The sequence below is a fragment of the Polynucleobacter sp. AP-Ainpum-60-G11 genome (assembly GCF_018688375.1).
GTDB lineage: Bacteria > Pseudomonadota > Gammaproteobacteria > Burkholderiales > Burkholderiaceae > Polynucleobacter.
This window is the reverse complement of record NZ_CP061318.1, coordinates 529,707-554,402: the sequence shown is the minus strand read 5'-3', so window position 1 is coordinate 554,402 and position 24,696 is coordinate 529,707. Positions and strand designations below refer to the sequence as shown.

22 protein-coding genes, 1 other RNA gene, 1 pseudogene and 1 riboswitch are annotated in these 24,696 nt (G+C 46.0%); of the genes and pseudogenes, 12 read left to right on the top strand and 12 right to left on the bottom strand.

Translation table 11 applies throughout. The features are described 5' to 3' along the window. The first annotated feature begins 50 nt into the window (after positions 1-50). Positions 51-848 (top strand): ScpA family protein, encoded by a 798-nt coding sequence (locus FD971_RS02920; protein ID WP_251368698.1) that lies wholly within the window; start codon positions 51-53, stop codon positions 846-848. Continuing rightward, positions 845-1,696: a pantoate--beta-alanine ligase gene (gene panC / locus FD971_RS02915; protein WP_215334621.1), complete on the top strand. Its 852-nt coding sequence runs from the start codon at positions 845-847 to the stop codon at positions 1,694-1,696. Before FD971_RS02920 ends, panC begins: the two co-directional genes overlap by 4 nt. Positions 1,697-1,722: 26 nt before the next feature. On the opposite strand, the gene FD971_RS02910 is transcribed toward panC, so the two are convergent. The 6 genes from FD971_RS02910 to FD971_RS02885 all read right to left on the bottom strand — a co-directional run bounded on the left by FD971_RS02910 (position 1,723) and on the right by FD971_RS02885 (position 8,423). Further along, entirely contained in the window at positions 1,723-2,655 is a 933-nt protein-coding gene (locus FD971_RS02910; RefSeq protein ID WP_215334620.1) for a methionyl-tRNA formyltransferase, read from the bottom strand. Position 2,656: 1 nt separating this feature from the next. Beyond that, positions 2,657-3,904 carry a formyl-CoA transferase gene (gene frc, locus FD971_RS02905; protein WP_215334619.1) on the bottom strand — a complete coding sequence of 416 codons (1,248 nt, stop codon included), beginning with the start codon at positions 3,902-3,904 and terminating at the stop codon, positions 2,657-2,659. Positions 3,905-4,039: 135 nt separating this feature from the next. Continuing rightward, the gene (locus tag FD971_RS02900) at positions 4,040-4,462 is read right to left on the bottom strand and encodes a PAS domain S-box protein (RefSeq protein WP_215334618.1); all 423 of its coding nucleotides are present in this window, start codon (positions 4,460-4,462) and stop codon (positions 4,040-4,042) included. Positions 4,463-4,557: 95 nt separating this feature from the next. Then, entirely contained in the window at positions 4,558-5,808 is a 1,251-nt protein-coding gene (gene frc, locus FD971_RS02895; RefSeq protein WP_215334617.1) for a formyl-CoA transferase, read from the bottom strand. 76 nt (positions 5,809-5,884) lie between these two features. After that, positions 5,885-7,594, bottom strand: coding sequence for an oxalyl-CoA decarboxylase (oxc, locus tag FD971_RS02890; protein ID WP_215334616.1), 1,710 nt, complete (start codon positions 7,592-7,594; stop codon positions 5,885-5,887). A gap of 211 nt (positions 7,595-7,805) precedes the next feature. Next, entirely contained in the window at positions 7,806-8,423 is a 618-nt protein-coding gene (locus tag FD971_RS02885) for a Crp/Fnr family transcriptional regulator (protein ID WP_215334615.1), read from the bottom strand. Between the two features lie 70 nt (positions 8,424-8,493). Next, positions 8,494-8,709, top strand: a riboswitch (cobalamin riboswitch). A gap of 147 nt (positions 8,710-8,856) precedes the next feature. Here FD971_RS02885 and FD971_RS02880 point away from each other — a divergent pair. From FD971_RS02880 to FD971_RS02845, 8 genes and pseudogenes are all read left to right on the top strand, one after another. Continuing rightward, positions 8,857-10,956 carry a TonB-dependent receptor gene (locus tag FD971_RS02880; RefSeq protein WP_215334614.1) on the top strand — a complete coding sequence of 700 codons (2,100 nt, stop codon included), beginning with the start codon at positions 8,857-8,859 and terminating at the stop codon, positions 10,954-10,956. Positions 10,957-10,970: 14 nt separating this feature from the next. Beyond that, the gene (locus FD971_RS02875) at positions 10,971-11,879 is read left to right on the top strand and encodes an ABC transporter substrate-binding protein (RefSeq protein WP_215334613.1); all 909 of its coding nucleotides are present in this window, start codon (positions 10,971-10,973) and stop codon (positions 11,877-11,879) included. Continuing rightward, positions 11,846-12,856, top strand: a complete 1,011-nt coding sequence (locus tag FD971_RS02870) for an iron ABC transporter permease (RefSeq protein WP_251368666.1) — start codon at positions 11,846-11,848, stop codon at positions 12,854-12,856. Before FD971_RS02875 ends, FD971_RS02870 begins: the two co-directional genes overlap by 34 nt. Beyond that, the gene (locus FD971_RS02865; protein WP_215334612.1) at positions 12,853-13,614 is read left to right on the top strand and encodes an ABC transporter ATP-binding protein; all 762 of its coding nucleotides are present in this window, start codon (positions 12,853-12,855) and stop codon (positions 13,612-13,614) included. The genes FD971_RS02870 and FD971_RS02865 overlap by 4 nt, the downstream gene beginning before the upstream one ends. Positions 13,615-13,666: 52 nt before the next feature. Further along, positions 13,667-13,951, top strand: a complete 285-nt coding sequence (locus FD971_RS02860; protein WP_215334611.1) for a hypothetical protein — start codon at positions 13,667-13,669, stop codon at positions 13,949-13,951. Beyond that, a pseudogene (locus tag FD971_RS09970) lies at positions 13,926-14,156 on the top strand (cell division protein ZapA); the annotation flags it as partial. The gene FD971_RS02860 and the pseudogene FD971_RS09970, both read left to right, overlap by 26 nt. A gap of 99 nt (positions 14,157-14,255) precedes the next feature. Beyond that, positions 14,256-14,474: non-coding RNA, 6S RNA (ssrS, locus tag FD971_RS02850), on the top strand. After that, complete coding sequence (locus FD971_RS02845) at positions 14,475-15,293, top strand: sulfite exporter TauE/SafE family protein (RefSeq protein WP_215334610.1); 819 nt, start codon at positions 14,475-14,477, stop codon at positions 15,291-15,293. It begins immediately after the preceding RNA gene. 17 nt (positions 15,294-15,310) lie between these two features. On the opposite strand, the gene FD971_RS02840 is transcribed toward FD971_RS02845, so the two are convergent. The 6 genes from FD971_RS02840 to FD971_RS02815 all read right to left on the bottom strand — a co-directional run bounded on the left by FD971_RS02840 (position 15,311) and on the right by FD971_RS02815 (position 22,299). Continuing rightward, on the bottom strand, positions 15,311-16,834 hold the full coding sequence (locus FD971_RS02840; protein ID WP_215334609.1) for a malonyl-CoA synthase: 1,524 nt from the start codon (positions 16,832-16,834) through the stop codon (positions 15,311-15,313). A 34-nt stretch (positions 16,835-16,868) separates the two neighbouring features. Then, positions 16,869-17,867 (bottom strand): tripartite tricarboxylate transporter substrate binding protein, encoded by a 999-nt coding sequence (locus FD971_RS02835; protein WP_215334608.1) that lies wholly within the window; start codon positions 17,865-17,867, stop codon positions 16,869-16,871. Positions 17,868-17,972: 105 nt separating this feature from the next. Continuing rightward, positions 17,973-19,277, bottom strand: coding sequence for a malonyl-CoA decarboxylase (locus tag FD971_RS02830; RefSeq protein WP_215334607.1), 1,305 nt, complete (start codon positions 19,275-19,277; stop codon positions 17,973-17,975). Between the two features lie 125 nt (positions 19,278-19,402). Continuing rightward, positions 19,403-20,203 carry a prolipoprotein diacylglyceryl transferase gene (lgt, locus tag FD971_RS02825; protein ID WP_215334606.1) on the bottom strand — a complete coding sequence of 267 codons (801 nt, stop codon included), beginning with the start codon at positions 20,201-20,203 and terminating at the stop codon, positions 19,403-19,405. Between the two features lie 19 nt (positions 20,204-20,222). Next, on the bottom strand, positions 20,223-20,687 hold the full coding sequence (locus tag FD971_RS02820; RefSeq protein WP_215334605.1) for a DNA polymerase III subunit chi: 465 nt from the start codon (positions 20,685-20,687) through the stop codon (positions 20,223-20,225). A gap of 16 nt (positions 20,688-20,703) precedes the next feature. Continuing rightward, positions 20,704-22,299, bottom strand: a complete 1,596-nt coding sequence (locus FD971_RS02815; protein ID WP_371743070.1) for a leucyl aminopeptidase — start codon at positions 22,297-22,299, stop codon at positions 20,704-20,706. A gap of 125 nt (positions 22,300-22,424) precedes the next feature. Between FD971_RS02815 and lptF the strand changes: the two genes are divergently transcribed. Both lptF and lptG read left to right on the top strand, forming a co-directional pair. Then, a complete protein-coding gene (gene lptF, locus FD971_RS02810; protein WP_215334603.1) occupies positions 22,425-23,540 on the top strand; it encodes an LPS export ABC transporter permease LptF in 1,116 nt (371 codons plus the stop codon). Next, complete coding sequence (gene lptG / locus FD971_RS02805) at positions 23,537-24,691, top strand: LPS export ABC transporter permease LptG (protein WP_215334602.1); 1,155 nt, start codon at positions 23,537-23,539, stop codon at positions 24,689-24,691. The genes lptF and lptG overlap by 4 nt, the downstream gene beginning before the upstream one ends. Positions 24,692-24,696: the final 5 nt, after the last annotated feature.

The window sequence follows — 24,696 nt, the reverse complement described above, 5'->3', positions numbered from 1 at the left end:
CAAGCATTCAAACCGAGTTGCTCGATAGCACCCCGTCGGTTACCGATGGGATGTCTTCAGCATTCGCCAAGCTCTATGGTGAGCCATTATTTAAACTCCCAACAGATCTCTATATTCCGCCTGATGCTCTAGAAGTTTTTCTAGAGGCGTTTGAAGGCCCTCTTGATCTCCTGCTTTACCTCATTCGTAAACAGAATTTCAACGTACTTGATATTCCGATGGCACAGGTGACCCAACAGTACCTGAGCTACATCGATCAAATTCGTCATCACAACCTAGAACTCGCCGCTGAGTACTTATTGATGGCCGCCATGTTGATCGAAATTAAGTCTCGCATGCTATTGCCAATGAAGAAGGCTGATAGCGATGAAGAGGTAGAAGATCCACGCGCTGAACTGGTTCGCCGCCTCTTAGAGTACGAGCGTATGAAACTAGCCGCACAAGAACTGGATCAAATTCCGCAGCATGGGCGTGACTTCCAAATCGCTCACGGTTATGTTGACACTACTGTTGCTGTCACTTGGCCCGAGGTCAACCAAGATGATTTACAAATGGCTTGGCGTGACGTCTTGCATCGTGCAAAACTCAATCAGCACCACACCATTACTCGCGAGGAACTTTCCGTACGTGACTTCATGACACGGATTTTGCGTCGCTTGCAAAGCACTAAATTCGTAGAGTTCGGTGAGTTATTCGAGGAAGCCATTAAATCTGGCAAAGGTATTCCGATAGTGATCGTGAACTTCATCGCGATGTTAGAGCTCTCTCGTGAAGCATTAGTAGAAATTACCCAGGCTGAACCATATGCACCAATTTATGTGCGTCTCGCCTACACCCCTGTTGCATGAAAATTATTAGCGACATACAAGAGTTGCGTGACCACTTGCGTGGACAGAATCGCGCTTCCTTTGTTCCTACCATGGGCAACCTCCATGAAGGTCATTTATCTCTCATGCGCCTTGCCAGGCAGCACGGTGATCCAGTAGTAGCCAGCATCTTTGTTAACCGCCTTCAGTTTGGCCCCAATGAAGATTTTGATAGCTATCCGCGCACCATGCAGGCAGACATTGATAAGCTTGAAAAAGAAGGTGTGTACATCCTATTTGCACCAACTGAACGAGACCTCTACCCGCAGCCCCAAGAGTACCGAGTAGACCCTCCACAACAGCTTGGAGATATTCTTGAAGGGGAGTTCCGCCCTGGCTTCTTTAAGGGTGTTTGCACTGTCGTACTGAAGCTTCTCTCTTGCGTGCAGCCTAAAGTCGCCGTATTTGGGAAAAAAGATTATCAACAGCTGATGATCATTCGTCAGATGGCTAAGCAGTTTGCATTGCCCGTTGAAATCATTCCTGGTGAAACTATTCGTGCTGAAGATGGCCTTGCCCTCTCCTCTCGCAATGGCTACCTCTCCATTGAAGAACGCGCAGAAGCGCCTGAACTGCAAAAGGCTTTGAAGGAAGTCCGCGCACGAGTACTAGATTTAAGCGAGCGCAATACACATTCATTGATCGAGATTGAAAAACTAGCAGTAGAACTTCTCACTGGACGTGGCTGGCAACCGGATTACATTGCCATTCGCCAGCAAAGTGATTTAGCGCCAGCCTCCAATGAAAGTCTGCAAGCTGGCGAGCCATTAGTCATTCTCACGGCTGCCAAGCTTGGTAAAACACGCTTAATTGATAACCTAGAGGTTTAATTTCTAGGTACTTGATACGCTCTAATTTACAAGGTAAAGAACTGACCCACTTCTAAGTTCAACTCTTTAGCCAATTCAGCACCAGTTACTTTTCCAGCGGCACCCTTTGCTTTGAGGACTTCAATCTGTCCGCCATGACAGGCGACAAAGAATGAATCCAAAGTAATTTGAGTCACTTCACCAGGCTTACCTTTAACGGATCCAAAGGTAGCCGCTACATGCTTATGGCAATCGTAAATCTGCACTTTTTGCTCGCCAAACTTAGTCCAAGCTCCAGGAGCAGGATTGCATGCACGAATCACGTTGTAGATTTGGCTAATATGAGTAGCCCAATGGATTTGAGCAGCATTCGCATCAAACCAACCCTCGTAATTTGCCTGCGATTCATCTTGAATGACTTCTTGATGTTGATTGGCAATCACGAGATCGGCAGCCTCAAGTAGAGCCTGAATGCCCAATGGAAATAATTTATCAAAGTAGACTTTACCCAGAGTGTCATCAGGAGCAATAGGCACTTCTTTTTGAAGAATCACTTCACCCTCATCCAAGCCATCGGATGGACGGAAGATGGTTAAGCCGGTTTTCTCTTCGCCCAATGCAATCGCCCAATTAATGGCGCTTGGACCACGATACTTTGGTAGAAGCGAAGGGTGATACTGGATAGTTCCATGCTTTGGAATCTTGCAAAGCTCTTGCGGTACAAACTGAATCACATAGGCCATGACACAGATATCGGCCTTGCCATCAATCATTGCTTGCGCCGCCTCAGGACCTTTAAGCGAGGCAAACTGCAAGGGAGTTAAGCCTCTTGCAATCGCCGCCTCTTTCAGCACTTCAGGTTTACTAGATTTTGGATTATCCGGCGGGCAAAACACAGCTACCACTTCATCGCCGCGATCTAAAAAAGCCTCTAATGCCGCCTTACCAAAATCCGCACTCCCAATCAGCGCAACACGCATCTTAGATCACCTTATCGTGACGAAGACTAATCAACTCATCCGTTGAATAGCCAAGTTCGTGAAGGATCTCGTCGGTATGCTCACCTAGTAACGGTGAACGAGTCACATCGGTTGGGCTATCAGACATCTTAATTGGATTACCCACAGTAAGGTACTTGCCACGAATTGGATGATCTACTTCAACAACAGTCCCAGTAGCACGTAATGCCGGCTCTTCAGCAATCTCTTTCATCGACAAAATTGGGCCGCAAGGAATATCGTATTTATTCAAAATATCCATGACTTCAAACTTCGTCTTTGTCATTGTCCATTTTTCGATTTCACCGAAAATTTCCATTAAATGTGGCAAGCGAGCCATTGGTGATGCGAAACGCACATCCGTAATCCAATCTTCGCGGCCGATCACTTTGCAAATGGCTTCCCAAACAGGAGCTTGCACGATGACATACATATAGGAATTAGGATCCGTTTCCCAGCCTTTACATTTAACAATCCAGCCAGGCTGACCACCACCAGAGGCATTACCAGCACGGGGTACAGAGTCGCCAAACTCACCATTCGGGAACTGGGGATACTCTTGCATCAAACCAACGCGCTCTAGGCGCTGTTGATCGCGCAACTTCACACGACATAAATTCAATACCGCATCTTGCATTGCTGCCAATACTTTTTGACCGCGGCCAGAGTGAGTACGTTGATATAGTGCAGTCACAATACCGAGCGCTAAATGCAAACCAGTTCCGCTATCGCCAATTTGAGCACCAGTCACCATCGGAGGACCGTCATCAAATCCAGTGGTAGAGGCTGAACCGCCAGCACACTGGGCTACGTTTTCATAAACCTTGCAATCCTCGTAAGGGCCAGGGCCGAAACCTTTGACTGAGGCCATGATCATCATAGGGTTGAGCTCTTGAATACGCTCCCAAGAGAAGCCCATACGATCTAATGCACCAGGAGCAAAGTTCTCAACGAGAACATCACATTCTTTAATCAAGCGCTCCAGAATTTCCTTACCTTTTGGAGTTTTAGTATTCACAGTGATTGAACGCTTGTTATGGTTCAACATTGTGAAATACAAACTATCTGCATCAGGGATATCGCGCAATTGACCACGAGTGGCATCGCCCTCACCGGATTTTTCTACTTTGATTACATCTGCGCCGAACCAAGCCAGCAACTGAGTACAAGTTGGGCCAGATTGAACGTGAGTGAAGTCAAGGATTTTGACTCCTTCTAATGCTTTTGCCATGATTAAAGTCCTAATAAGATTGAAATTTTGAATTAGGGCAATTTTACCAGCGACAGATTGCGGTGCAACATGGCATGCCTATTTTTTGGGCACAACCAACAAGGGATGCCCCATATTCGCTATTTGGGTGCAGATTTATTGATTTTCAAGATCTGAAAGTCGCTTTTGAAGTGCTCGTTCTTCAGCAAAACGTGCGGTCTCGTCCCGAATTACCGCTGCCACACCATTGGCCTGATGTTTCTCATCAAATAACATTCCCACAGTAAAGGCAATCGATAAAGTACTTCCATCTTTGTGCTTAGCTGGGACTTTCAATAATGAAGTGCCATAACGGGTAGTGCCGGTCTCCATAGACTTGCTATAGCCCTCATTATGTTTTTGGCGCTGACGCTCAGGAACTATTAAATCCAAAGTCTTTCCAAGCGCCTCTTCTTCGGAATAGCCAAAAATTCTGGTAGCAGCCGCATTCCATAACACGATCTTTTCATACGCATCAGCAACAATCACCGCATCACCAACACAATCAAGTAATTGGTTTAAATCTATATTTGTTTTCATGCTATCAGTCTAAAGACTTTCTCGGAAACAGTAAGAATAAAAAAGGCGCTCACTAGGAGCGCCTTCGAAACTAAAACAAATATTGTTTATTGTTATTAAACCGCTTTTGCTGCATGTAACTTAGCAATGTCGTCAGCGTTATAGCCAAGATCTTTCAATACTTCATCGGTGTGCTCACCCAATACTGGTGATGGACCAACATCGATCTTCAAATCAGAAAACTTGATTGGGCTACCGATTGTTAAGTACTTACCGCGAACCTTGTGATCCACTTCAACGATAGAACCGCTCTTACGCAAGTCAGGTGATGCAGCCAATTCCTTCATTGAGAGCACTGGTGCGCAAGGAATATCGAACTTGCGGAGAATGTCCACAGCTTCGTACTTGGTCTTGTCCTTGAGCCACTCTTCAATCGTTGCAAAGATATCAAAAATCTTATCTTGACGCGCTTCTGCAGTCATGTACGCTGGATCAGTTGCCCACTCTGGTCTGCCCAAAGCCTTGGTAATTGGCTCCCAAGCGTGACCTTGAATAGTGAAGTAGATGTAAGCGTTTGGATCTGTTTCCCAACCCTTACACTTCAACACCCAACCTGGCTGACCGCCACCACCAGCGTTACCACCACGTGGAACAACATCAGAGAATGTTCCGTGTGGGTACTGTGGGTATTCTTCGAGGTAGCCAACTTTGTCCAAACGTTGTTGGTCGCGCAACTTCACGCGGCACAAGTTCAATACAGCGTCTTGCATTGAGCAAGATACCTTTTGACCTTTGCCAGTTTTTTGACGCTGCATCAATGCGGTCAAGATACCAATTGCCAAATGCATACCAGTGTTGCTATCGCCCAAAGCGGCAGCAGAAACTGTTGGAGGACCATCCCAGAAACCAGTTGTAGAAGCTGCACCACCGGCGCACTGAGCAACGTTCTCATACACTTTTAAGTCTTCATATGAGTGGCCATCGCTAAAGCCTTTTACAGATGCCATGATCATCTTTGGATTTAATTCCTGAATGCGCGCCCAGCTAAAGCCCATACGATCCAAAGCGCCTGGACCGAAGTTCTCAACCATCACGTCAGATGTCTTGATCATCTTTTCTAAAACTTCTTTACCTTCTTGAGTCTTGGTATCCAGAGTCAAAGAACGCTTATTACCGTTCAACATCGTGAAATACAAAGCATCTGCACCTGGGATATCGCGCAACTGGCTACGTGTTACGTCACCAGAACCTGGGCGCTCCACTTTAATTACGTCAGCGCCGTACCAAGCCAATAGCTGAGTACATGCAGGGCCTGCCTGTACGTGTGTAAAGTCAATGATACGAATGCCGTCTAATGGTTTAGTCATGTTTGATTCTCCTTTAAGTCTTTCTTGTGTATTACTAAATATATTCTTAAAAAATTACGAGTTTATTACCTGCGTATTACTTCTTACCGGCAGCAGTGGATGGGTTTAAGTTAGTTAAACGACCACTCTCTGTACCAGCTGTTTCATCAATTACCGCATTAATTAAGGCTGGCTTGCCCTCGGCGATTGCCTTAGTCAATGCCGCTTCCAATTCAGCAGGAGTAGTTACGTAATAACCAACACCACCAAAGGCCTCAATCATCTTGTCGTAACGTGCATTCTTAACAAATACTGTTGGAGCAACGTCGGCGCCACCAGTTGGGTTAACGTCAGTACCACGGTAGACACCGTTGTTATTAAATACAACTGTAGTGATTGGTAAGTTGTAACGGCAAATAGTTTCTAATTCCATGCCGCTGAAACCAAAAGCACTATCACCCTCAACTGCAACTGTAGGCAAACCACTTGTTACCGCAGCGCCAATAGCGTAGCCCATACCAATACCCATAATTCCCCAAGTACCGGAGTCAAAACGTTTGCGCGGCTTGTACATATCCACAATTGCGCGGCAGTAGTCGAGTGTGTTTGCACCCTCGTTAACCAAGTTCACGTCTGGGTTCTTCTTGATCACATCACGAATAGCGCGCAATGCACCATGGAAGTTCATTGGTGAAGCTTCCTTAGCAAGAGTCTCGGCCATCTTAGCCAAGTTCTTATCTTTCTTCTCATTAATTGCGCCAATCCATTCAGCGCTTGGCTTAGGAACGGCAGCAATACCTTTGAGGAGCTCGCCAACAACAGAGCCAATATCACCGATCAATGGTGCGTCAATTTGCACGTTGCTATCAACTTCATTTGCCTGAATGTCAATTTGGATAAATTTCTTAGGATCTTTGCCCCATGTCTTACCCTTGCCGTGCGCAAGCAACCAATTCAAACGCGCACCAACCAACATCACCGCATCAGCCTCGGCCAATACAAATGAACGTGCTGCAGAAGCAGATTGTGGATGGTTATCTGGCAGCAAACCTTTGGCCATCGACATTGGCAAATAAGGGATGCCAGATTTTTCGATCAAGTCACGAATTTCTTTATCGGCTTGAGCATAAGCAGCACCTTTGCCCAAGAGAATCAAAGGACGCTTAGCACCCTTCAATACATTCAATGCACGCTCGACTGCATCAGCCGCAGGGATTTGACGTGGAATTGGATCGATTACTTTGAAGATAGACTTCTTCGCTTCTTCTACTGGCATTGTTTGAGCCAATAGTTGTGCAGGCAAGTCCAAGTACACACCACCTGGGCGACCAGAAACAGCTGCACGAATTGCACGAGCAAAACCAATGCCGATGTCTTCAATGTGATTAATACGGTATGCAGCCTTGCAATAAGGCTTAGCAGCATTAAGCTGATCCATCTCTTCGTAATCACCCTGCTGCAAGTCAACGATTTCACGTTCGCTTGAACCGGAAATCAAAATCATAGGGAAACAGTTCACGGTGGCATTTGCCAAAGCCGTTAAGCCGTTCAAGAAACCAGGCGCTGACACAGTCATGCAAATACCAGGCTTTTGAGTCATGTAACCTGCAATCGCTGCAGCATTACCTGCATGCTGCTCATGTCGGAAACCAATGAAGCGCAATCCTTCAGCTTGAGCCAAACGGCACAAGTCGGTAATTGGAATACCAACGAGACCAAAAATAGTATCTAGGTCATTTGCTTTTAAGGCATCAATGACGAGATGGAAACCATCGGTAACTTGTGTATTTTGATTGTCTGTTGTCATAGAAATTTATAGTTAATTACACTGCCCGAACGAAGTACATGTTCAGTGCAATTTAGCTTTCGCCAACTGTCTCCAATTAAGTTATTAGTAATGCCACGGGTAACTATCGACGTTCCCGTTGAGGCTGAGATGAATCTTAGGCTTGGGGATGGGGTTCATCATTGACTTCGGTCAATTTCCCCTTAAATCTAGAACCAACTGGGGTTTCTAACTAGACAAAAAGCTCTTTGTGCTTGGTTTTGAGGCGACTTAAAGTCTCTGGAGAGAGGTTGAGATAGGCAGCCAGCTCTTTTTTAGGGAGCAACTCAAATAAGTCTTCGTATTTACGTAGAAACCGCTCTACCCGGCCTGGCGCATCGAGCATATGTAAAGTAATCGTATGGGCCATGATCTCACTCATGAGGCGCATGACTTCAAACTCAAAGCTTTCCTTGAGAGGCTTGTGGACATTCAAAAACTCAGCCCACTTCTTGAGGGGCATGCGGGCAACACGAGCCTTGGTTACGGAGGCAATGCTATATGGGGCTGCTGTTTTGAGACGCCAAGCTGCATAGCTTGTTTCAATATCTTTTTCGATGGCAAAACGCAAAATCATCTCTTTTGCATCTGCACTAGAAACAATACGCTTCAGGATTCCATCCAGCACAAAGTACTGCTCCATCTGGTGATCACCTTGATGCAGCAGGATTTCTGATTTTTTGAGGTCTGAGATGACTAGGTGGCGCTCTAAATCAGCCATTGCTTCAGGATCCAAGCTTTTTAACACCGAGTTTTGGCTCAGCTGCAAACGAATCAGATTTTTTTCGGGGTGCTTGTCTAATGCTGTCATGAATCCTTAATCCTAGAGCCCTTATTGTAGGCTTTTTTGGCTTTTTAGGCCGATTTGGGTCCAGCCTGAGATAGAATTGCGGGGTCGTGGTGCTTTATTGCAGTGCAATAAAGTTAAACGGGAAACACTAAACGTGTGCTGCCCCCGCAACGGTAAGTAAATACACCCCAACTTCAAGGTGAAGGTGTCAGGAGTCTGAGTAAGCCACTGTGCGAGTCAATTGCATGGGAAGGCCAGATTCTGAGATTTACTAGCCCGGATACCGGCCAAGACAGGTGGAATTTTGCGGACGGGGATCTTCGCGCGCCGATGAAGCATCCCCTGCCAAACTGGCGAGGTGCCCAATTGACGCCTGAACTCTCAAAAAGTGAAATTCTGTTCGACCCAGCTTACGGGGAAGTTAGCTAGGTGATTCGAAGGCAGAAGGTTCATCATGAAACAGCAGTTCAGCAGTAAATCATTAGTCGCGTTTCTTTGCGGTGCAGCCATCACACTTAACTCAGCAGCTCAAGGCTCGCAATCAACGGTCATTGTTTCAGGCTCACGCTTTGAGGAGAACCTCAACGAAGTTCCTGCGAATGTTCAAGTGATTACCCGCGAAGAAATTGCGGAATCTACGTCCACTAATATTCCAGACATTTTGTCGCAGATTGGCGGCTTGAATATAAGAAGTACTGCAGGCGGGCAACTAAACCTTGGCGCAACCGTGGACATGGGTGGGTATGGTCCCACAGCTAAAGATACAACTCTTATTCTAGTTGATGGGCAACGCATCAATCCCATTGATTCATCGGGGATATCTTGGGAATCAATTCCACTCGACTCAATTAACCGTATTGAAATATTGCGGGGTGGAGCCAGCGTTCAATATGGTAATGGTGCCTTAGGGGGTGTCATTAACATCATCACAAATGGTGGAAGTAAAACTCTTAATCAAGCATCAACTAGCTATGGTAGCTTCAACACCCTAGTAAATAATGCCATCTTTAGAAATACCATAGATCAAACAACTGTCCAATTAAGTGCCAATACCTCCAATACGAATGGCTGGCGTCAAAACTCGGCTGCTAATGCTTATTCATTTGATGGCAAAGTAACGCAGTCATTAGGGGGGAGGGATAATGTTTATGCCGATCTGTTTTATAGCTACTCTAATCAGCAAATGCCAGGAGGTACGCTTGGACAAGTAGGGCAAGGTAATCCACAACTTGCAAAATTTAATAACATTGGATCGGGCACTGCTGTCGACAATTCTGGAATCAGAATGGGTCTGGCTAAAGCATTAAGCGATACTTTTAATTTAGAAGTTGATAGTTTCTACAGCGCCAAAACTACCTTCTTTACTCAGCCTTATTACTCCACTACCGCTTCGGGTGTTGGAGCCTTTCCAACTATAAGCCCATCCTTTACAAAATATGAGGGATGGCAAGCCAACTTCAGCCCTCGAATAAAAGGTGACTTTGGTAAATTTGGAACGAGCATTGTTGGCTACGAGTTCAATAAAGCAAATCAATCATCTGCTGCTAGCTATAGCAGCATCATGAATCAATCCGCCCAAGCACAAGGCGCAGTAATCAACCCTATAGCCAGCTCCGCCAATGCAAGCCTTTACAACCAATCCGTGTATTTAATTCAAAGAAATCCGCTAACTAGAGTCATAGATTTTGCTGGAGGCTATAGATATCAAACACAGAGCGCCAGTGCCAATGGCGTAAGTATCTGGAATGGTTCAGCCAATCCCAACCCAAATCAAACATACTCAGCAAATGCTGGAGATATCGCATTTAATTTCAAATATCTTGAAGGACAGCGGATTTACATCAAATGGAATCAATCCTATCGCTTTCCCAATGTAGATGAATTTTGGACTTGGTCTAGCGCTGGAGGAAGTCCATCATTTGGCGGCATTCTAAAACCGCAAACTGCTCAAACCTATGAACTTGGTGGCAATTGGCAGCTACTCAAAACAAATTTGACTGCAGCAGTTTTTAGCTCAGTCTCCCAAAATGAAATTTTGTACAACCCTGCAACTTATAACAATTCTAATTCGCCTTACAACATCAATAGAACTGGTGCAAATCTAAATTTCCTCTCTGCCGTGACTTCTCAACTTTCTATCGGTGGCGGCGGTACAGTGCAGAATGCTTTTTATGCGAACGGACCATATCAAAATCAGGCTATTGCACAGGTACCAAACCTATTACTAAATGCTAGAGCTATTTACGCACTGAACAATAATTGGTCTCTTGGTGGTGTAGTGAATTACGTTAGTAATCAGCGCTATGATGCCGCCCCCTCCTACTACAGCAGTCTTAACGTCATGCCGTCATATGCAGTAGGTGACATTTATGCGAACTATAGAACGGGAAATTGGGATACTCGTTTAACCGTGAAAAATGTTGGTAATGCACAGTACTCAACTTATGGGGGTTACGGTTACGTTCAGTTCCCAAGCAATAGTAGCGGAAATAGTTACTACTATTACGCAAATGACCCTAGGTCAATTTTTCTTAGCGCTAAATACAACTTCTAATCCAGTAAATAAATATGGATAAGCTTATATGGCCCTCAACGCGCGCTCGCTATCTGACAATCGGCGTTGCTTTATTTTTACTTTTTTTCTCTTTAGCCATTCTTGCAGACACCCCGATTTCTGTAACAGATGACAGAGGGGTTTCGGTGGCTTTTGATAAGCCACCGCAGCGCATTGTGAGTCTTCTGCCATCACTCACTGAGTCTGTTTGCGCTTTGGGCAAATGCAGCGCTTTGGTGGGTGTTGATCGATTTTCTAATTGGCCTCAATCAATCCAGGGTTTGCCTAAGCTTGGCGGAATGGGTGATATCAATATCGAGCGGATCGTGCAACTCAAGCCAGATGTCGTACTGCTTGAAAAAGCCTCTCCAGTGGTCGCACGACTAAATGGGTTAGGCATTAAGACTTTTTCATTGGATGTGAAATCTATAGCTGACGAGGAACGCGCCCTTCAGAAACTAGATCTCATACTGGGCACATCTGAGAGCACTCGTGTGTGGAATCAAATTCAAAAAGAAATCATGCGTGCTGGTAAACAGCTATCCTCGGGCAATAGAAATATTCGCGTGTACTTTGAAGTCAATCCCGCGCCCTTTGCCGCTGGAGGCACTTCTTTTATTGGTGAAATTCTGACTCAGTTGAATTTAGTAAATATCATTCCAAAATCACTTGGGCCTTTTCCAAAAATCAATCCTGAGTTTGTGGTGCAAGCAAAGCCTGATGTCATCCTCCTGACCGAATCAACTGTTGCTTACATTCAGAAACGTCCGGGCTGGAATTCCATTCCAGCAGTTTCTAAAAATCAGATTTGTGTATTTAATGGCGATCAAAATGATGTCCTGGTGCGCCCTGGCCCACGCATGGGAGAAGCAGCACTCATTATTTCTCAATGCGTACAAGAGAAGATGTCATCATCTCGGTAATGCAAAAAAACTATTTTCTAGGCAAGTTATCCGGACTACTCATTCTGAGTGCGGTTCTGGTATTGCTTGGAACCTTACTTGGAAGTATCGGTGCCAGTTGGAACATGGCAGGATCAGATCAAACGGTGTTATTTGATATTCGACTTCCCCGCTCATTGGGCGCCTATCTTGCGGGAGCTTTATTAGGTCTTGCCGGCGGTATCGCCCAAAGCCTATTTCGCAATCCTTTGGCCGACCCCTACCTTCTAGGAAGCGCATCCGGTGCACTCCTTGGTGTTGGCAGCATCCTTTGCTTTGCCTATCTTGGTAACTCTTGGCTAGACATCATTGGTCTGAATGGCGGTGCTTTTTTTGGGGCTCTGATTGGTGTACTGGCCTCCCTACTCTTGGCAGGCGGCTATAAAAGTTCCTTACGACTCTTATTATCCGGAGTGGTCATCAGCGTCATCTTAGGAGCAGCAAACTCTTTATTCACATTTATTCGCCCTGATCTGTTTCAAAGCATTCAATCCTTTATGTTGGGTAACACCACACTCCTGAGTTGGTCTGGTGTTGCGATCATGGCCATCGCTTTAGTGATTTGCCTGCTCATTACCCTCATCATTAGCCCCGTCCTGGATGCTTTATCACTTGGAGAAAATACGGCCCGCACTTTAGGTTTGCCACTAGATCAACTTCGCTTGGTATTGATTGGCATTCTTGCACTTGCGACAGGGTGCGCAGTGGCCCAAACTGGTTTAGTGGCTTTTGTTGGACTAGCAGCTCCGCATTTAGTAAGAAAGCTTTCCAGTGGACGACAACGAGTGCAGATTTTATTTTCCTGTTTAGGCGGTGGAATCTTATTGCTCAGCTCGGATCTGATTGCGCGAACCCTCTTTGCACCAATTGAAATTCCTGTTGGTGTCGTGACAGCAGTTTTAGGCGGCCTTTATCTACTAACCCTACTGAGGCGAACCTCTTTTGGGGCGCACTCATGAAAACCCGCCAACTTACTGTCTATAGGGGTCCTTGCGCCATCCTCTCTGACCTCAATTTGGATATTCCGCAGAATAAATGGACTAGCGTTATTGGACCCAACGGCGTAGGCAAATCCTCTCTACTCCAAGCAATGGCTGGCTTACTAAAGTGGAGTGGATCCATTACAGTTGATGAAATCAATCTCAACTCATTTGCCCGTAAAGATCTGGCAAAGAAAATTGCTTGGCTTGATCAAACTTCAAGCTCACCCGATGAACTGAACGACTCTCTCAGCGTTTATGACGCCGTTATGTTGGGGCGACTACCCCATCAAGGATGGCTACACCTACCCTCTAAAACCGATCACATCTTGGTTGAGCAAGCTTTGCAACAAACGGATGCTTGGAATTTACGCCATCGCCCACTGCAGCAACTATCCGGAGGCGAGCGTCAGAGGGTCCTATTAGCTCGTCTTCTCGCAGTAGATTCAGATATCCTTCTCCTGGATGAGCCCTTAGCTAATCTAGACCCCCCTCATCAAGCCGATTTTTTGAAGTGGCAAGGTAATTTACTAACTCAGGGAAAAACCCTGGTGACGGTTTTGCATGAAATTCATTTTGCACTGCGAGCAGACTTTGTAGTGATGCTTAAGGATGGAAAACTGCATTTCCAAGGTCCCAGTCAAGATCCCAGAACTCATCAAGCTCTGATAGCGCTTTTTGATGGCCGTGTTCGCCTAGAGAAGCTGGGCAATGATTGGATAGCTTTACCCAATTGAAGCCAAAAATCAGGAGTTTCACAAAGCATTTTCCTGAGGCTACAATGCCTATATGACCGAGTACAACCCTCATGTCCCCAGCGACCCCACTGAATCCGATTCGGTAGCTGAATCTTTGCAAAGGCTATCGAAAAAAATTCAGCTGATCTCCGATGCCGTGAAGTCACTGCATCAAGATCGTATTCAGCTTGAAACTAAAATTGAAGATGCGCAAAAACGGATTCAACATATTTTGAGTCGCCTGCCAGAGCAAAGTGATGGTCGCCAATTAAATTTACTTGGTGACCCCGCGCCACCAACCAATCCAGAGGATGACAATGAGCCAACAACGCATTGAAGTAACCCTCGCTGGTCAAAAAATTACTTTAGCCACAAGCGCTGAACATGAGCCACTACTTCGCGCAGCGTGCACCTTAGTCGATGAACAAATCCAACTTGCAATTAGTGGTGGTAATCGCAGCATTGAACGTGCAAGCATGATGGCTGCATTAAAGATTGCAGGTGATCTCATTAAACTGCAAACTGCGTCTCAGCATTCTGCTGCGCAGAGTGCCTCATCTGCCTCCAATACAGAAGAGATTACTCGACTCCAGAATGAAATCCATTCACTAGAAGATCAAGTGGATGCTCTAATGCAAACCCTTTCCCTGCCTGGTTCGCCAAGGCCAATAGTTCCTTGAACCGATGCGCAAGCATCAGGAACGATCTTTACCTTGTGGGCGTGAGCGTTTCGAACCTTCACAGTGGCAGCCTCGAGCTGTTCACTCCCTGAACTTCTTAATGCACCCGAAGCAGAGTAGCCGTTCCACCTTGAACCTTAGGGTTCAGGATGACGGCCTAGCGGCTAAGGCGGGGAATTCATGTCAATAGCCGATATTCTGATGCTCATGTTGTGCGGGAGCATATCTGGCTTCTTAGCGGGTTTACTTGGAATTGGTGGTGGGATGATTTTGGTTCCTTTCATGATTGTGGTTTTCAATCATCTAGGGTTTGGTCAAAATGTCATCGTCCATATGGCCATCGCAACTGGTATGGCAACGATTCTTTTTACAACTACCTCAGCCATCTGGGCACATCATAAACATGGCTCCATCGATTGGAAATTGGTAGCCGCATTAAGCCCTGGACTGGTCATCGGCAGCCTTGTTGGTGGCAGCGAAATTTTCGAAGCAATTAATACTTCTTGGCTTTCTTTATTCTTTGCCATTTTTATTGTCTACACCTCGATCCAAATGATCATCAATAAAAAGCCTAGTGCTGGACGAGAATTACCAGGCGCCCTTGGATTATTTTCTTTCGGGGCGTTGACGGGTGTCATTGCTAGCCTAGTTGGCGCAGGTGGGGCATTTATTACCGTGCCATTCATGCTTTGGTGCAATGTCAAACCGCATACTGCAATGGCTAGCTCTTCAGGATTAGGATTTCCGATTGCAGCTGCAGCCACGATCGGCTATATGTATGGAAGCTGGGGCAACCCCAACCTTCCAGCGGGCTCATTAGGATTTGTCTATCTTCCAGCAGTGCTGTGTATTGTGGTGGTCAGCATATTCACCGCCCCGCTTGGCGCCAAGATGGCCAGGAAACTCAATGTCGCGCAACTAAAGCGCATCTTTGGAGTAATGCTGTTTTTGCTTGCAGCCTTCATGTTTAATGAAAGCCGCAAGGCATTCGGTTTTTAACGTAGTTTTTACTAGCGTTAGCTTGTGTATTGTTGACGCAGAATATTCTTCTGCACCTTGCCCATTGCATTACGCGGCAAGTCAGAAACAATCTCTAAACGCTTTGGAATCTTAAAGTTTGCGATCTGAGTTTTGAGCGTAGCAATCATAGCCTGAGCATCCAGTGTGGCGCCCGCTTTTGGCACTACCACCGCCATTACTGCTTCACCAAAATCTGGATGCGGAATACCAATCACAGCGCTTTCATCAACGCCATCCATGTCATCGATGAAGCTTTCGATTTCTTTTGGATAGACGTTGTAGCCACCAGAAATAATTAAATCCTTGCTGCGGCCAACGATGCAGAGGTAATCCTTAGGTGCTTTGCCGCCATTGGCATCACCACCCCAACGACCAACGTCACCCGTCTTAAACCAACCATCTGCAGTAAATTCTTCAGCGGTTTTTTCTGGCATGCGCCAGTAACCCTTGAATACATTTGGTCCTTTAACCTGGATGCTGCCGATTTCATCAACACCACAAGGTTTATTGCTTTCGCTCACTACACGAACTTTTACGCCCGGCAAAGGCAAGCCAACGGATCCGCCTACGCGACTGCCCTTATATGGATTGGAAACCAACATCACCGTCTCACTCATGCCATAACGCTCAAGAATCGGTTGTCCAATCACATCTTTGAAAGTATTGAAGGTTTCAGTGAGCAAGGGCGCAGAGCCAGAAACAAATAAGCGCATATTGCGCGTGACGTTCTTATTAAAGTTCTTATCTGCAAGGAGGCGCACATAGAATGTTGGCACACCCATCATCACAGTGGAATTGGGCATGTGATGAATTAATTGCGCAGTATCTAAACGCGGCAACCAAATCATTTTGCTGCCATTAATTAAGGCCCCATGAGCAGCTACAAATAAACCATGGACATGGAAGATTGGTAAAGCATGTAATAGAACATCACCTTTTTTCCAACCCCAAAACTTCTGCAGAACTTGTGCATTGCTACCCAAATTCTTATGAGTCAGCATTGCACCCTTGCTACGACCCGTTGTACCGGACGTATACAAGATTGCCGCTAAATCATCGTCCTTAACGGCGACCGTCTTGAACTTATCGCTTTGGTTGGCTGCACGCTCTAATAAAGTGCCCTTGCGATCTTCATCCAAAGTAAAGACATGTTTAGTGCCAGCCTTAAAAGCAACTTTGGATACCCAAGAGAAATTCTTACTGCTGCAAACTACGACCGCTGGCTCAGCATTCTCAAGAAAGTATTGAATCTCAGCTGCTTGATAGGCGGTATTGAGGGGCAGATAAACATATCCTGCCTTTACCGTAGCCAGATACAGAAACAGGGCTTCAGGCGACTTCTCAACCTGAACTGCAACCCTTGATCCGGCGGGTAATTTGAGACCCTTAAGCAAATTTGCCATCTTAGCCGTAGCACGCTCTAGATCACTCCAGGAGTAGTACAGCCCATCATGCGTTTCAAGTGCACATGCTTGCTTATCTTTTGGAAAACCTTTTTCCAATAAGGAATATAAATTCATTCGAGCCTCAAATACCAATTCATTAAATACTTAATTAATCTAACGAAGCGCCAGATTTCTTAACTACAGTAGACCAACGAGCAACGTCAGCACGAACCTGCTTGCCAAAAGCATCTCCATATAGACTCGGCGTATCTGATCCGTTTTTCTCCCAAATTGCTTTGAGCTTTGGAGTATTCAGTGCTTTTTGAACTTCAACAATCATTTTGTCAACAATTGGCTTTGGAGTTCCGGCTGGTGCAAATATCGAGTACCAAGTAGATACTTCATAGTCTGGCAAGCCAGCTTCTTTGAAAGTGGGTACGTTCGGAATCGCAGGTGAGCGCTTGTTTGATGCTACAGCGATCGCAACCAACTTGCCTGCATTAATTTGTGGCGCAGAGGTCGCAAGACCATCAAACTCCAAGTCAATCTGGCCTGCTAACAAGTCATTCATCGCCGGACCAGCACCACGATATGGTATGTGGGTGATAAAGGTACCTGTTTGTATCTTAAATAGCTCGCCCGCCAAGTGATGGACGGTGCCGCTACCCGCACTTGCAAAGTTATATTTACCTGGGTTTTGCTTCATGAGCGCAACGAACTCCTTGGCATTGCGCGCACTCACGCGCTGGGGATTAACAACCAAGACTTGAGGCACGTTAGCCACCATCGCTACAGGAATAAAGCTTTTCTCAATATCGTAATCAAGATTTTTGTACATCGAAGGCGCAATAGTGTGGTGAGTTGCACCAATGAACCAGGTATAACCATCTGGCGCTGCTTTTGCCGCAACTGATGCGCCCACGGTGCCGCCGGCGCCACCACGATTATCAATAATGAACTGCTTACCCATTTGCTCTGTTAACTGAGCTGCTAATGGTCTAGCAAAAGCATCTGTTCCACCGCCTGCAGGGAATGGATTCAAAAAAGTCACTGGCTTGGCTGGCCATTCTTGTGCCATAACCGCCAAAGGTGCTGCACAGAGAAGAAACAATGATTTCTTCAAGGCGCTTACAGAAAAAAGTGATGCCTTAAGTTTTTGATTAAACATCTTCGTCTCCTTTTGATCAATCTGTGATTGATGTCGTTTTTATAGTTACCGCATCATTTTAAGGGTACTTAACACTTGGTGCATAAGTCCACACAAGGGAAAACACTAGGGAGCCATTAAGCGGCCAACTGCCCTGGAATAAACAATTTCACCATTGGCAAAGCGCTCATGATTATCCTCCACGCTAGCCAAATCATATAGATAGTTGACCATCAGACCAGCGGATTGACGCAACCCCTTGCGGGATAAATCCCCCGCCCAGTTAACCAGGTGTAACTTAGCTCCATTGCCCAAATGAAACTTCGCCACTGGATTTCCATCGCGACCAGTAGAAGCTAAGCCCAAATACATGCTTGCCAATGAAAGCAAGGCTTCTTTTTCTTTTTCAGTAGCTTGGTCAGGATGCCAACCGCCCGCCAATCGCTCACTCCAAGACTGAGTCTCCAACTTCAGAACTGTCAGGGCAGTATCTCGCGCTAGCTTGAGGTTTGGCTTCAATCGCTCAGCAGGAACGCCCTCACCTAAATTTGCACCACCAGCCACCCAATCCATAAACCCAGGAATAGGTGACAAAGTGACAAAGGTTTTGATGCCAGGGAACTCAGCATGCAATTGCTCGGCTACCCGCTTAATTAAAAAGTTACCCATAGATACGCCACGAAGACCAGGCTCGCAGTTACTAATGGAATAAAAGACCGCAACTTTGTACTGAGAAGCCTGATCTACTGTTTCTGCTTTTTTATCTACTAAGGGGGTGATCACCGTAGGGATCTCAGGCAAGAGTGCAACTTCCACAAAAATGAGGGGTTCGCTAGGTAGTTGCGGATGAAAGAAGGCAAAGCAACGACGATCAGGCTGTAGACGGCGGCGTAGGTCATCCCAACCATCAATTGCATGAACTGCTTCATGCTGAATCAATTTCTCCAACACCTCTGCCGGCGACTTCCAGTCAACTCGATGCATCTTAAGAAAGCCAGGATTAAACCAAGATGACAGCAAGTGGCGCATATCAAAATCCACAGCAGCCAATTCTGGTTTTTTATCCAGCAACTGAAGTAAGTCTCGACGCATTTGAACTACTGCTGCAGTTCCTTGACTGGCGCGATTTAAGCGACGGAAGAATTCTTGGCGGGGTGACTCAGAAACCTTTTGAAGCTGGATGTAATTTCGAGCACTAGAATCAGCTACAAAATTTTGTGCCGCCTTTAACACCGCGTCAGCTTGGGGATTGAGTTTCTCGAATAGAAAAGCAAAGAATGAAACATGTTGATCTTTTGCTAATTTGCGATAGTTATTGACCACATCATCAGCCATGCTGAGCGCATTAGATTCACCCCGCTCGGATATCAAACGCTTAATAGCGTTATTTGCCTTGGACAAATTTCGCGCTTTAGTGAGCTTCTCCAGCATGTATATCCCTCAATTGAAGTAAATGTAGTCAAAAAATGGGTAATTTCAGTAAAAAATGAATGCTTTTCCAGGGAATTGGGTTAATTTCTAGAAATTAACTACAAAAGACCCAGAAAACTCGATTTTTAACTACTGATACCTACCTTTTTTGAATTCACTCTCACTATAAGGTAAATTCCGAAAATTATCATGGGCACAGAGAGCCATTGCCCCATCGATAGACCGAGACCCAAGAGGCCCAAGAAGGCATCGGGCTCGCGAGCAAATTCTGCTAAGAAGCGGCAAATGCCATAGCCTAGCAAAAACAACCCAGAAACCTGTCCGACCCTGCGGGGTTTGCTGGAATAGATCCAAAGGATGATGCCCAAGCAAACGCCTTCTCCAAGGAACTGGTAAATCTGAGATGGGTGACGAGGAATAGCGTCGACCATGGGGAACACCATCGCCCAAGGCAAGTCTGTTGGTCTACCCCACAACTCACCATTGATGAAATTACCCAGTCGGCCAAATGCCAAACCAAACGGCACGAGTGGCGCAACCAAGTCACTCACCACAAAGAATGAAACCTTGCGACGATACCCAAACCAAAGCAGCGCCAGCAAAACGCCAAGCAGCCCACCATGAAAGGACATGCCGCCCTCCCAAATCTTGAAGATGCTGAGAGGATTTGCTAGGTAGTAGCCCGGCATATAAAACAGCGTGTAACCCAAGCGGCCACCAAGCACAACACCTAGAACACCAGCAAACAAAAGATCTTCAAGGTCTTTATATGACCATCCCAAAGATTGATATCGGGCAGCACGTATGCGCAGACGACCAAGCAACAAAAACTGGGCGAAGGCTAAGAGATACATCAAGCCATACCAATGAATGGCAAACGAGCCAATCCGAATTGCAGCAGGATCAAATTCTGGATGAATCAACATACTTGGAGGGGAATAAAAATCAAGATTTAGATTGGTCGAAGTTATGCAGCTCATGACCTAAATCACGATAGGCTTTATATCGCTCGCGACCAGCGAGACGCTCCGCTTCATTAATAGTCACAACCTCAACGATGCGAGGAAAGCGCGCAAGCAATCCTGGAACATCGGAGGGCATGCGCATTCCCAGATGAATCAATACATCCGCATGGGGGAGTTGAGCCAACGCAGGCGATAAAAAATGCTCTGTCAGCAAAATAGGTGTATCAGCTGCTGCCTCATCATCAATGAAGCAATGCGGCAATAAATCCGTTGCGCTAAATGTCCACAACAATTCATCCAGTCTTTTGAGATCAGCTTTCTCGCCCACCATCACGATATTGCGCACAGACTCACCAGCAGCTGTAGCACTCCAGATCTTGCGTGTTAAGCGACAAGCATATTCCAGCTTATCGCTCACGTTGCTATGAAAATCGATACGGGCCATGAATTACTTTCTGTAATTACTTTTGATCTAACAAGTAGTTCACAAGTAATGGCACTGGGCGTCCGGTTGAGCCTTTGGCAGCGCCACTCTTCCAGGCGGTACCAGCGATGTCTAAATGAGCCCATTTATATTTTTCAGTAAAACGCGATAAGAAGCAAGCTGCAGTAACACTGCCTGCTGGACGTCCGCCAATATTGGCTACATCAGCAAAGTTTGATTTCAATTGCTCGTGGTACGCAGCGTCTAAAGGTAGGCGCCATACAGTATCTAAAGAGGCATGGCCCGCTTTAGTGAGAGCACTGACTAAGCCTTCATCATCAGAGAACACCCCGCTATGCACATGACCCAATGCAATGATGCAAGCGCCTGTTAAGGTAGCTACATCAATCACGGCCTTAGGCTTGAAACGCTCAACGTAAGTTAAAGCGTCACACAAAATTAAGCGTCCTTCTGCATCGGTATTCAGAATCTCAATCGTTTGCCCAGACATACTCTTCACAATATCGCCAGGGCGAGTAGCATTACCGGAAGGCATATTTTCACAAGTCGGGATCACGCCGATGACATTCTTTTTCAACTTCATTAAAGCAGTCGCGTACATTGCACCGATCACGGAGGCGGCACCGCACATGTCGTATTTCATCTCATCCATCGCCTCCCCAGGCTTCAGAGAAATACCGCCGGTATCAAAGGTGATTCCTTTGCCAACTAAGACAATCGGGGCTTCACCGGCTTTACCGCCTTGATGGCGCATGACAATAAATTGTGGCGGCGTATCTGAGCCTTGAGCCACTGATAAAAAGGAGCCCATGCCCAAAGCTTCAATTTGCTTACGGCCCAAGACTTCAACTTTTAGGCTAGTCTTCTTGCTTAAGCCTTGCGCTGCTTTACCTAAATAAGTTGGGGTGCAAATATTGGGGGGCAAATTACCTAAGTCTTTAGCTAGGTTCATCCCCTCAACCATGGCCGCACCCTCTGGTACAGCGAGCTTAAGCTCCTTAGCGCAAGAGTCATTACCAGCAAAGATGAGGTGATTAAAAGTATCAGCCTTGTCCTTAGCCTTGAATTTCATGGTGGGCTGGCGGACACCAAAGCGATAGGCTTGATCACCAGCATATTGAATTGTTAAACGTACTTCTTCGGCAATAAACTCAGCGCAATGACCCAAGGCAAAACTTGGAATGAACCACAATGCATTTTGGATTGAGTTGCCACTTAATTGCTTCAAAGCAGCGCGAGCAATTTTTGAATAGGAGATCAGGTTGCGCGCATCAGCTGGAGCAGTGTCACCCAAAGAGACCAAGAGAATGCGTTTCACCTTTACCCCGGAGCTAGCCCAGGATTTTTCAGCACGGATTACACAGGTAGAGGCTAACTGACTGTCGAGATCACCCACCACATTTGCATGGGTGACCGAACCACCAAGCAATCGATCCAACTCAACCAACAGTCCAGACTTGGATTTGCTAGCCGCTAAGGCGCCTAAATCTGTCTTTAAATAGGCCAAAACCAAGCAATCAGAGCTCTGCGCCAATAGCGTAGCTAAGCTCGCCTTGAGCTGCTTAGGGTTATTCAGATCGGCTTGCGCGAAATTCTTGGTGCTAAATTGAATAGTCATGATGTCTTGAGGTATTTTTTAAGTCAATTCACGGAAAAAAATGGGTGTTTATCCATTATCCTCCGAGATGCAGGTTCACATCTTGAGTGAGCCAATAACAGCCAGCCTACTATTTACTCATGATTTTTCACCAAGCCCTTCGCCGCGAACTCAGTTTTACGACTGGTGGCGTTTTTTTGGTCTTGGTCACCATCATGATCACTACTCTAGTAATCCGTATTCTGGGCTTTGCAGCCAATGGGGCTGTTAATCCAGAGGATGCTCTAGTTTTGATAGCGTTGGCCACCCTTGGCTATATGGCAGTTCTACTGAGCGTCTCCCTGTTTGTCGCCGTCTTAATAGTGCTAGTGCGTTGGTATAAAGACTCAGAAATGATTGTATGGTTTGCTAGCGGCCTTAGTATCGCTAGCCTGATTCGACCAATATTGCGCTTCGCAGCACCCCTCATCGTCATCATCACCCTCCTAGCTTTGTTTGTTTGGCCTTGGGCTAACCGCGAATCGACCATCATTAGTCAGCGCTTTCAACAACGCAGCGATGTCTCCATGGTTGCCGCAGGCCAATTTAGAGAGTCAGCTAAAGCAGAGCGCGTATTTTTTATTGAAGAGTTGGATGTAGATAAAAGTGAAGTGAAAAATATCTTTGCCGCAGAAACCAAAAATGGACGACTGAGTGTTGCCGTTGCTTCCACCGGCTTTATTGAAAATGCAGAGGGTGGCGGAAAATCAATCGTCTTGAATAATGGCCGTCGCTATGAAGGACTCCCTACGCAACCGGATTTCAGAATTTTAGAATTTGCCGAGTACAGCACCCACATTCATAGCAAAAGCGCGCTGGATCCAGCGCCGCGTGACCGAGAAAAAACTGTTTTGGAGTTGTTGAATGATCCCAATCCAGCTGCCCTCAATGCGAATTACGCCGAATTACTCTGGCGTATCGGTTTACCTTTAATGGCTTTAGGTCTGGTATTGATTGCCATTCCACTAGCCTATGTCAATCCCCGGCTAGGCAATTACACTGCGATGTTTTATGCCGTACTCATTTATTTGATTTACAGCAACCTACTCAATCTCACTCAAAACTTTGTATCACAAGGCAAGGTGAATGTTTTTGTTGCAGCTTGGCCTATACATGCCCTAGCCTTTAGCATTGCTTTTTTACTGATTCGCAACCGCATCAACCCCTCGTTGAAATGGTGGCGCCGTCAACTTCCCTCCTTCTTGGCAAATAGATGAAATATCTATTCCCTTATATTTATGAACGCTACTTAGCTAAGCAGATCTATGCTGCCTTTGGTTTCATCCTCTTTGCTTTAGTGGCGCTATTTTTATTTTTTGACATCCTCAGCGAACTTGGTTCAGTCAAGGGCCAGTACACCTTACCTCTAGCCCTTTTGCATGTTTTATTAAAAGCGCCCAGTCGCATTTCTGAAATTATTCCAATCGCCGGTTTGATTGGAAGTATTTATGTATTTGCCATGTTGGCTAGTCAATCTGAATTCACGATTCTTCGCATTGCTGGATTAGATATGCGCAAAGGTTTAACCACCCTCGCAAAGATTTCATTACCCTTAATTATTGTTACGCTTGTGATGAGCGAATGGCTAGGGCCTTATACCGAAAACTTGTCCGACCAAATTCGTATGAAGGCTTTGGGCTCATCCTATAGCTCGCAATTTAAAACGGGCGTGTGGGTAAAAGATCGTTTACGCGATGAGGACGGTAGCGGGCCAGTGAGGCCAGGGGTGCGCTATGTCAACGTTGGCAAGATTGAGCAAGATAACGAAATTAAAAATATCCGCATGTACGAGTTTGACGATGCGTACCGCTTGCTCTCTATTCGAAGCGCTGTTTCCGGGCGCTTTGATCAAACTGGAACCTGGATTCTGGATGACGTCACAGAAACTCGCTTTAAAGAAGCTAAGCAGGCTGACCCCCTAAACCCAGTCTACTCAGCGCAAACATTCGTGCACCCAATCGTGAGCCTAGATTCTGAAGTCACACCTCAAATTTTGAGCGTACTGTTGGTCAGCCCAGAAAAAATGTCGATCTTTAGTTTGGGTCGATTTATTTCTCACTTAAGAGATAACAAACAAGATGTGCAGCGGCATTCCATTGCATTCTGGAAAAAAGTGATTTACCCATTCACGATCTTCGTCATGCTGGCACTGGCCCTGCCGTTTGCTTACCTCAAGGTTCGCGCCGGTAGTGTCGGCATCAAGGTGTTCGGAGGCATCATGCTGGGTATGAGCTTCCAGCTTTTCAACTCCCTCTTCTCGAATGTGGGGCTTCTGGGTTCATGGCCAACCCTACTTACCGCCCTCACACCTCCATTGCTCTATTTCATTTTGGCGATTGTGGGTTTACGTTGGGTATCTAGAGCTTAATACCC

What these genes read in the sequence shown, in the direction of transcription:
- FD971_RS02920 (WP_251368698.1), top strand. Translation starts at nt 51, where the DNA reads ATGTCTTCAGCATTCGCCAAGCTCTATGGTGAGCCATTATTTAAACTC.
- panC (WP_215334621.1), top strand. Translation starts at nt 845, where the DNA reads ATGAAAATTATTAGCGACATACAAGAGTTGCGTGACCACTTGCGTGGA.
- FD971_RS02910 (WP_215334620.1), bottom strand. Translation starts at nt 2,655, where the DNA reads ATGCGTGTTGCGCTGATTGGGAGTGCGGATTTTGGTAAGGCGGCATTA.
- frc (WP_215334619.1), bottom strand. Translation starts at nt 3,904, where the DNA reads ATGGCAAAAGCATTAGAAGGAGTCAAAATCCTTGACTTCACTCACGTT.
- FD971_RS02900 (WP_215334618.1), bottom strand. Translation starts at nt 4,462, where the DNA reads ATGAAAACAAATATAGATTTAAACCAATTACTTGATTGTGTTGGTGAT.
- frc (WP_215334617.1), bottom strand. Translation starts at nt 5,808, where the DNA reads ATGACTAAACCATTAGACGGCATTCGTATCATTGACTTTACACACGTA.
- oxc (WP_215334616.1), bottom strand. Translation starts at nt 7,594, where the DNA reads ATGACAACAGACAATCAAAATACACAAGTTACCGATGGTTTCCATCTC.
- FD971_RS02885 (WP_215334615.1), bottom strand. Translation starts at nt 8,423, where the DNA reads ATGACAGCATTAGACAAGCACCCCGAAAAAAATCTGATTCGTTTGCAG.
- FD971_RS02880 (WP_215334614.1), top strand. Translation starts at nt 8,857, where the DNA reads ATGAAACAGCAGTTCAGCAGTAAATCATTAGTCGCGTTTCTTTGCGGT.
- FD971_RS02875 (WP_215334613.1), top strand. Translation starts at nt 10,971, where the DNA reads ATGGATAAGCTTATATGGCCCTCAACGCGCGCTCGCTATCTGACAATC.
- FD971_RS02870 (WP_251368666.1), top strand. Translation starts at nt 11,846, where the DNA reads ATGCGTACAAGAGAAGATGTCATCATCTCGGTAATGCAAAAAAACTAT.
- FD971_RS02865 (WP_215334612.1), top strand. Translation starts at nt 12,853, where the DNA reads ATGAAAACCCGCCAACTTACTGTCTATAGGGGTCCTTGCGCCATCCTC.
- FD971_RS02860 (WP_215334611.1), top strand. Translation starts at nt 13,667, where the DNA reads ATGACCGAGTACAACCCTCATGTCCCCAGCGACCCCACTGAATCCGAT.
- FD971_RS02845 (WP_215334610.1), top strand. Translation starts at nt 14,475, where the DNA reads ATGTCAATAGCCGATATTCTGATGCTCATGTTGTGCGGGAGCATATCT.
- FD971_RS02840 (WP_215334609.1), bottom strand. Translation starts at nt 16,834, where the DNA reads ATGAATTTATATTCCTTATTGGAAAAAGGTTTTCCAAAAGATAAGCAA.
- FD971_RS02835 (WP_215334608.1), bottom strand. Translation starts at nt 17,867, where the DNA reads ATGTTTAATCAAAAACTTAAGGCATCACTTTTTTCTGTAAGCGCCTTG.
- FD971_RS02830 (WP_215334607.1), bottom strand. Translation starts at nt 19,277, where the DNA reads ATGCTGGAGAAGCTCACTAAAGCGCGAAATTTGTCCAAGGCAAATAAC.
- lgt (WP_215334606.1), bottom strand. Translation starts at nt 20,203, where the DNA reads ATGTTGATTCATCCAGAATTTGATCCTGCTGCAATTCGGATTGGCTCG.
- FD971_RS02820 (WP_215334605.1), bottom strand. Translation starts at nt 20,687, where the DNA reads ATGGCCCGTATCGATTTTCATAGCAACGTGAGCGATAAGCTGGAATAT.
- lptF (WP_215334603.1), top strand. Translation starts at nt 22,425, where the DNA reads ATGATTTTTCACCAAGCCCTTCGCCGCGAACTCAGTTTTACGACTGGT.
- lptG (WP_215334602.1), top strand. Translation starts at nt 23,537, where the DNA reads ATGAAATATCTATTCCCTTATATTTATGAACGCTACTTAGCTAAGCAG.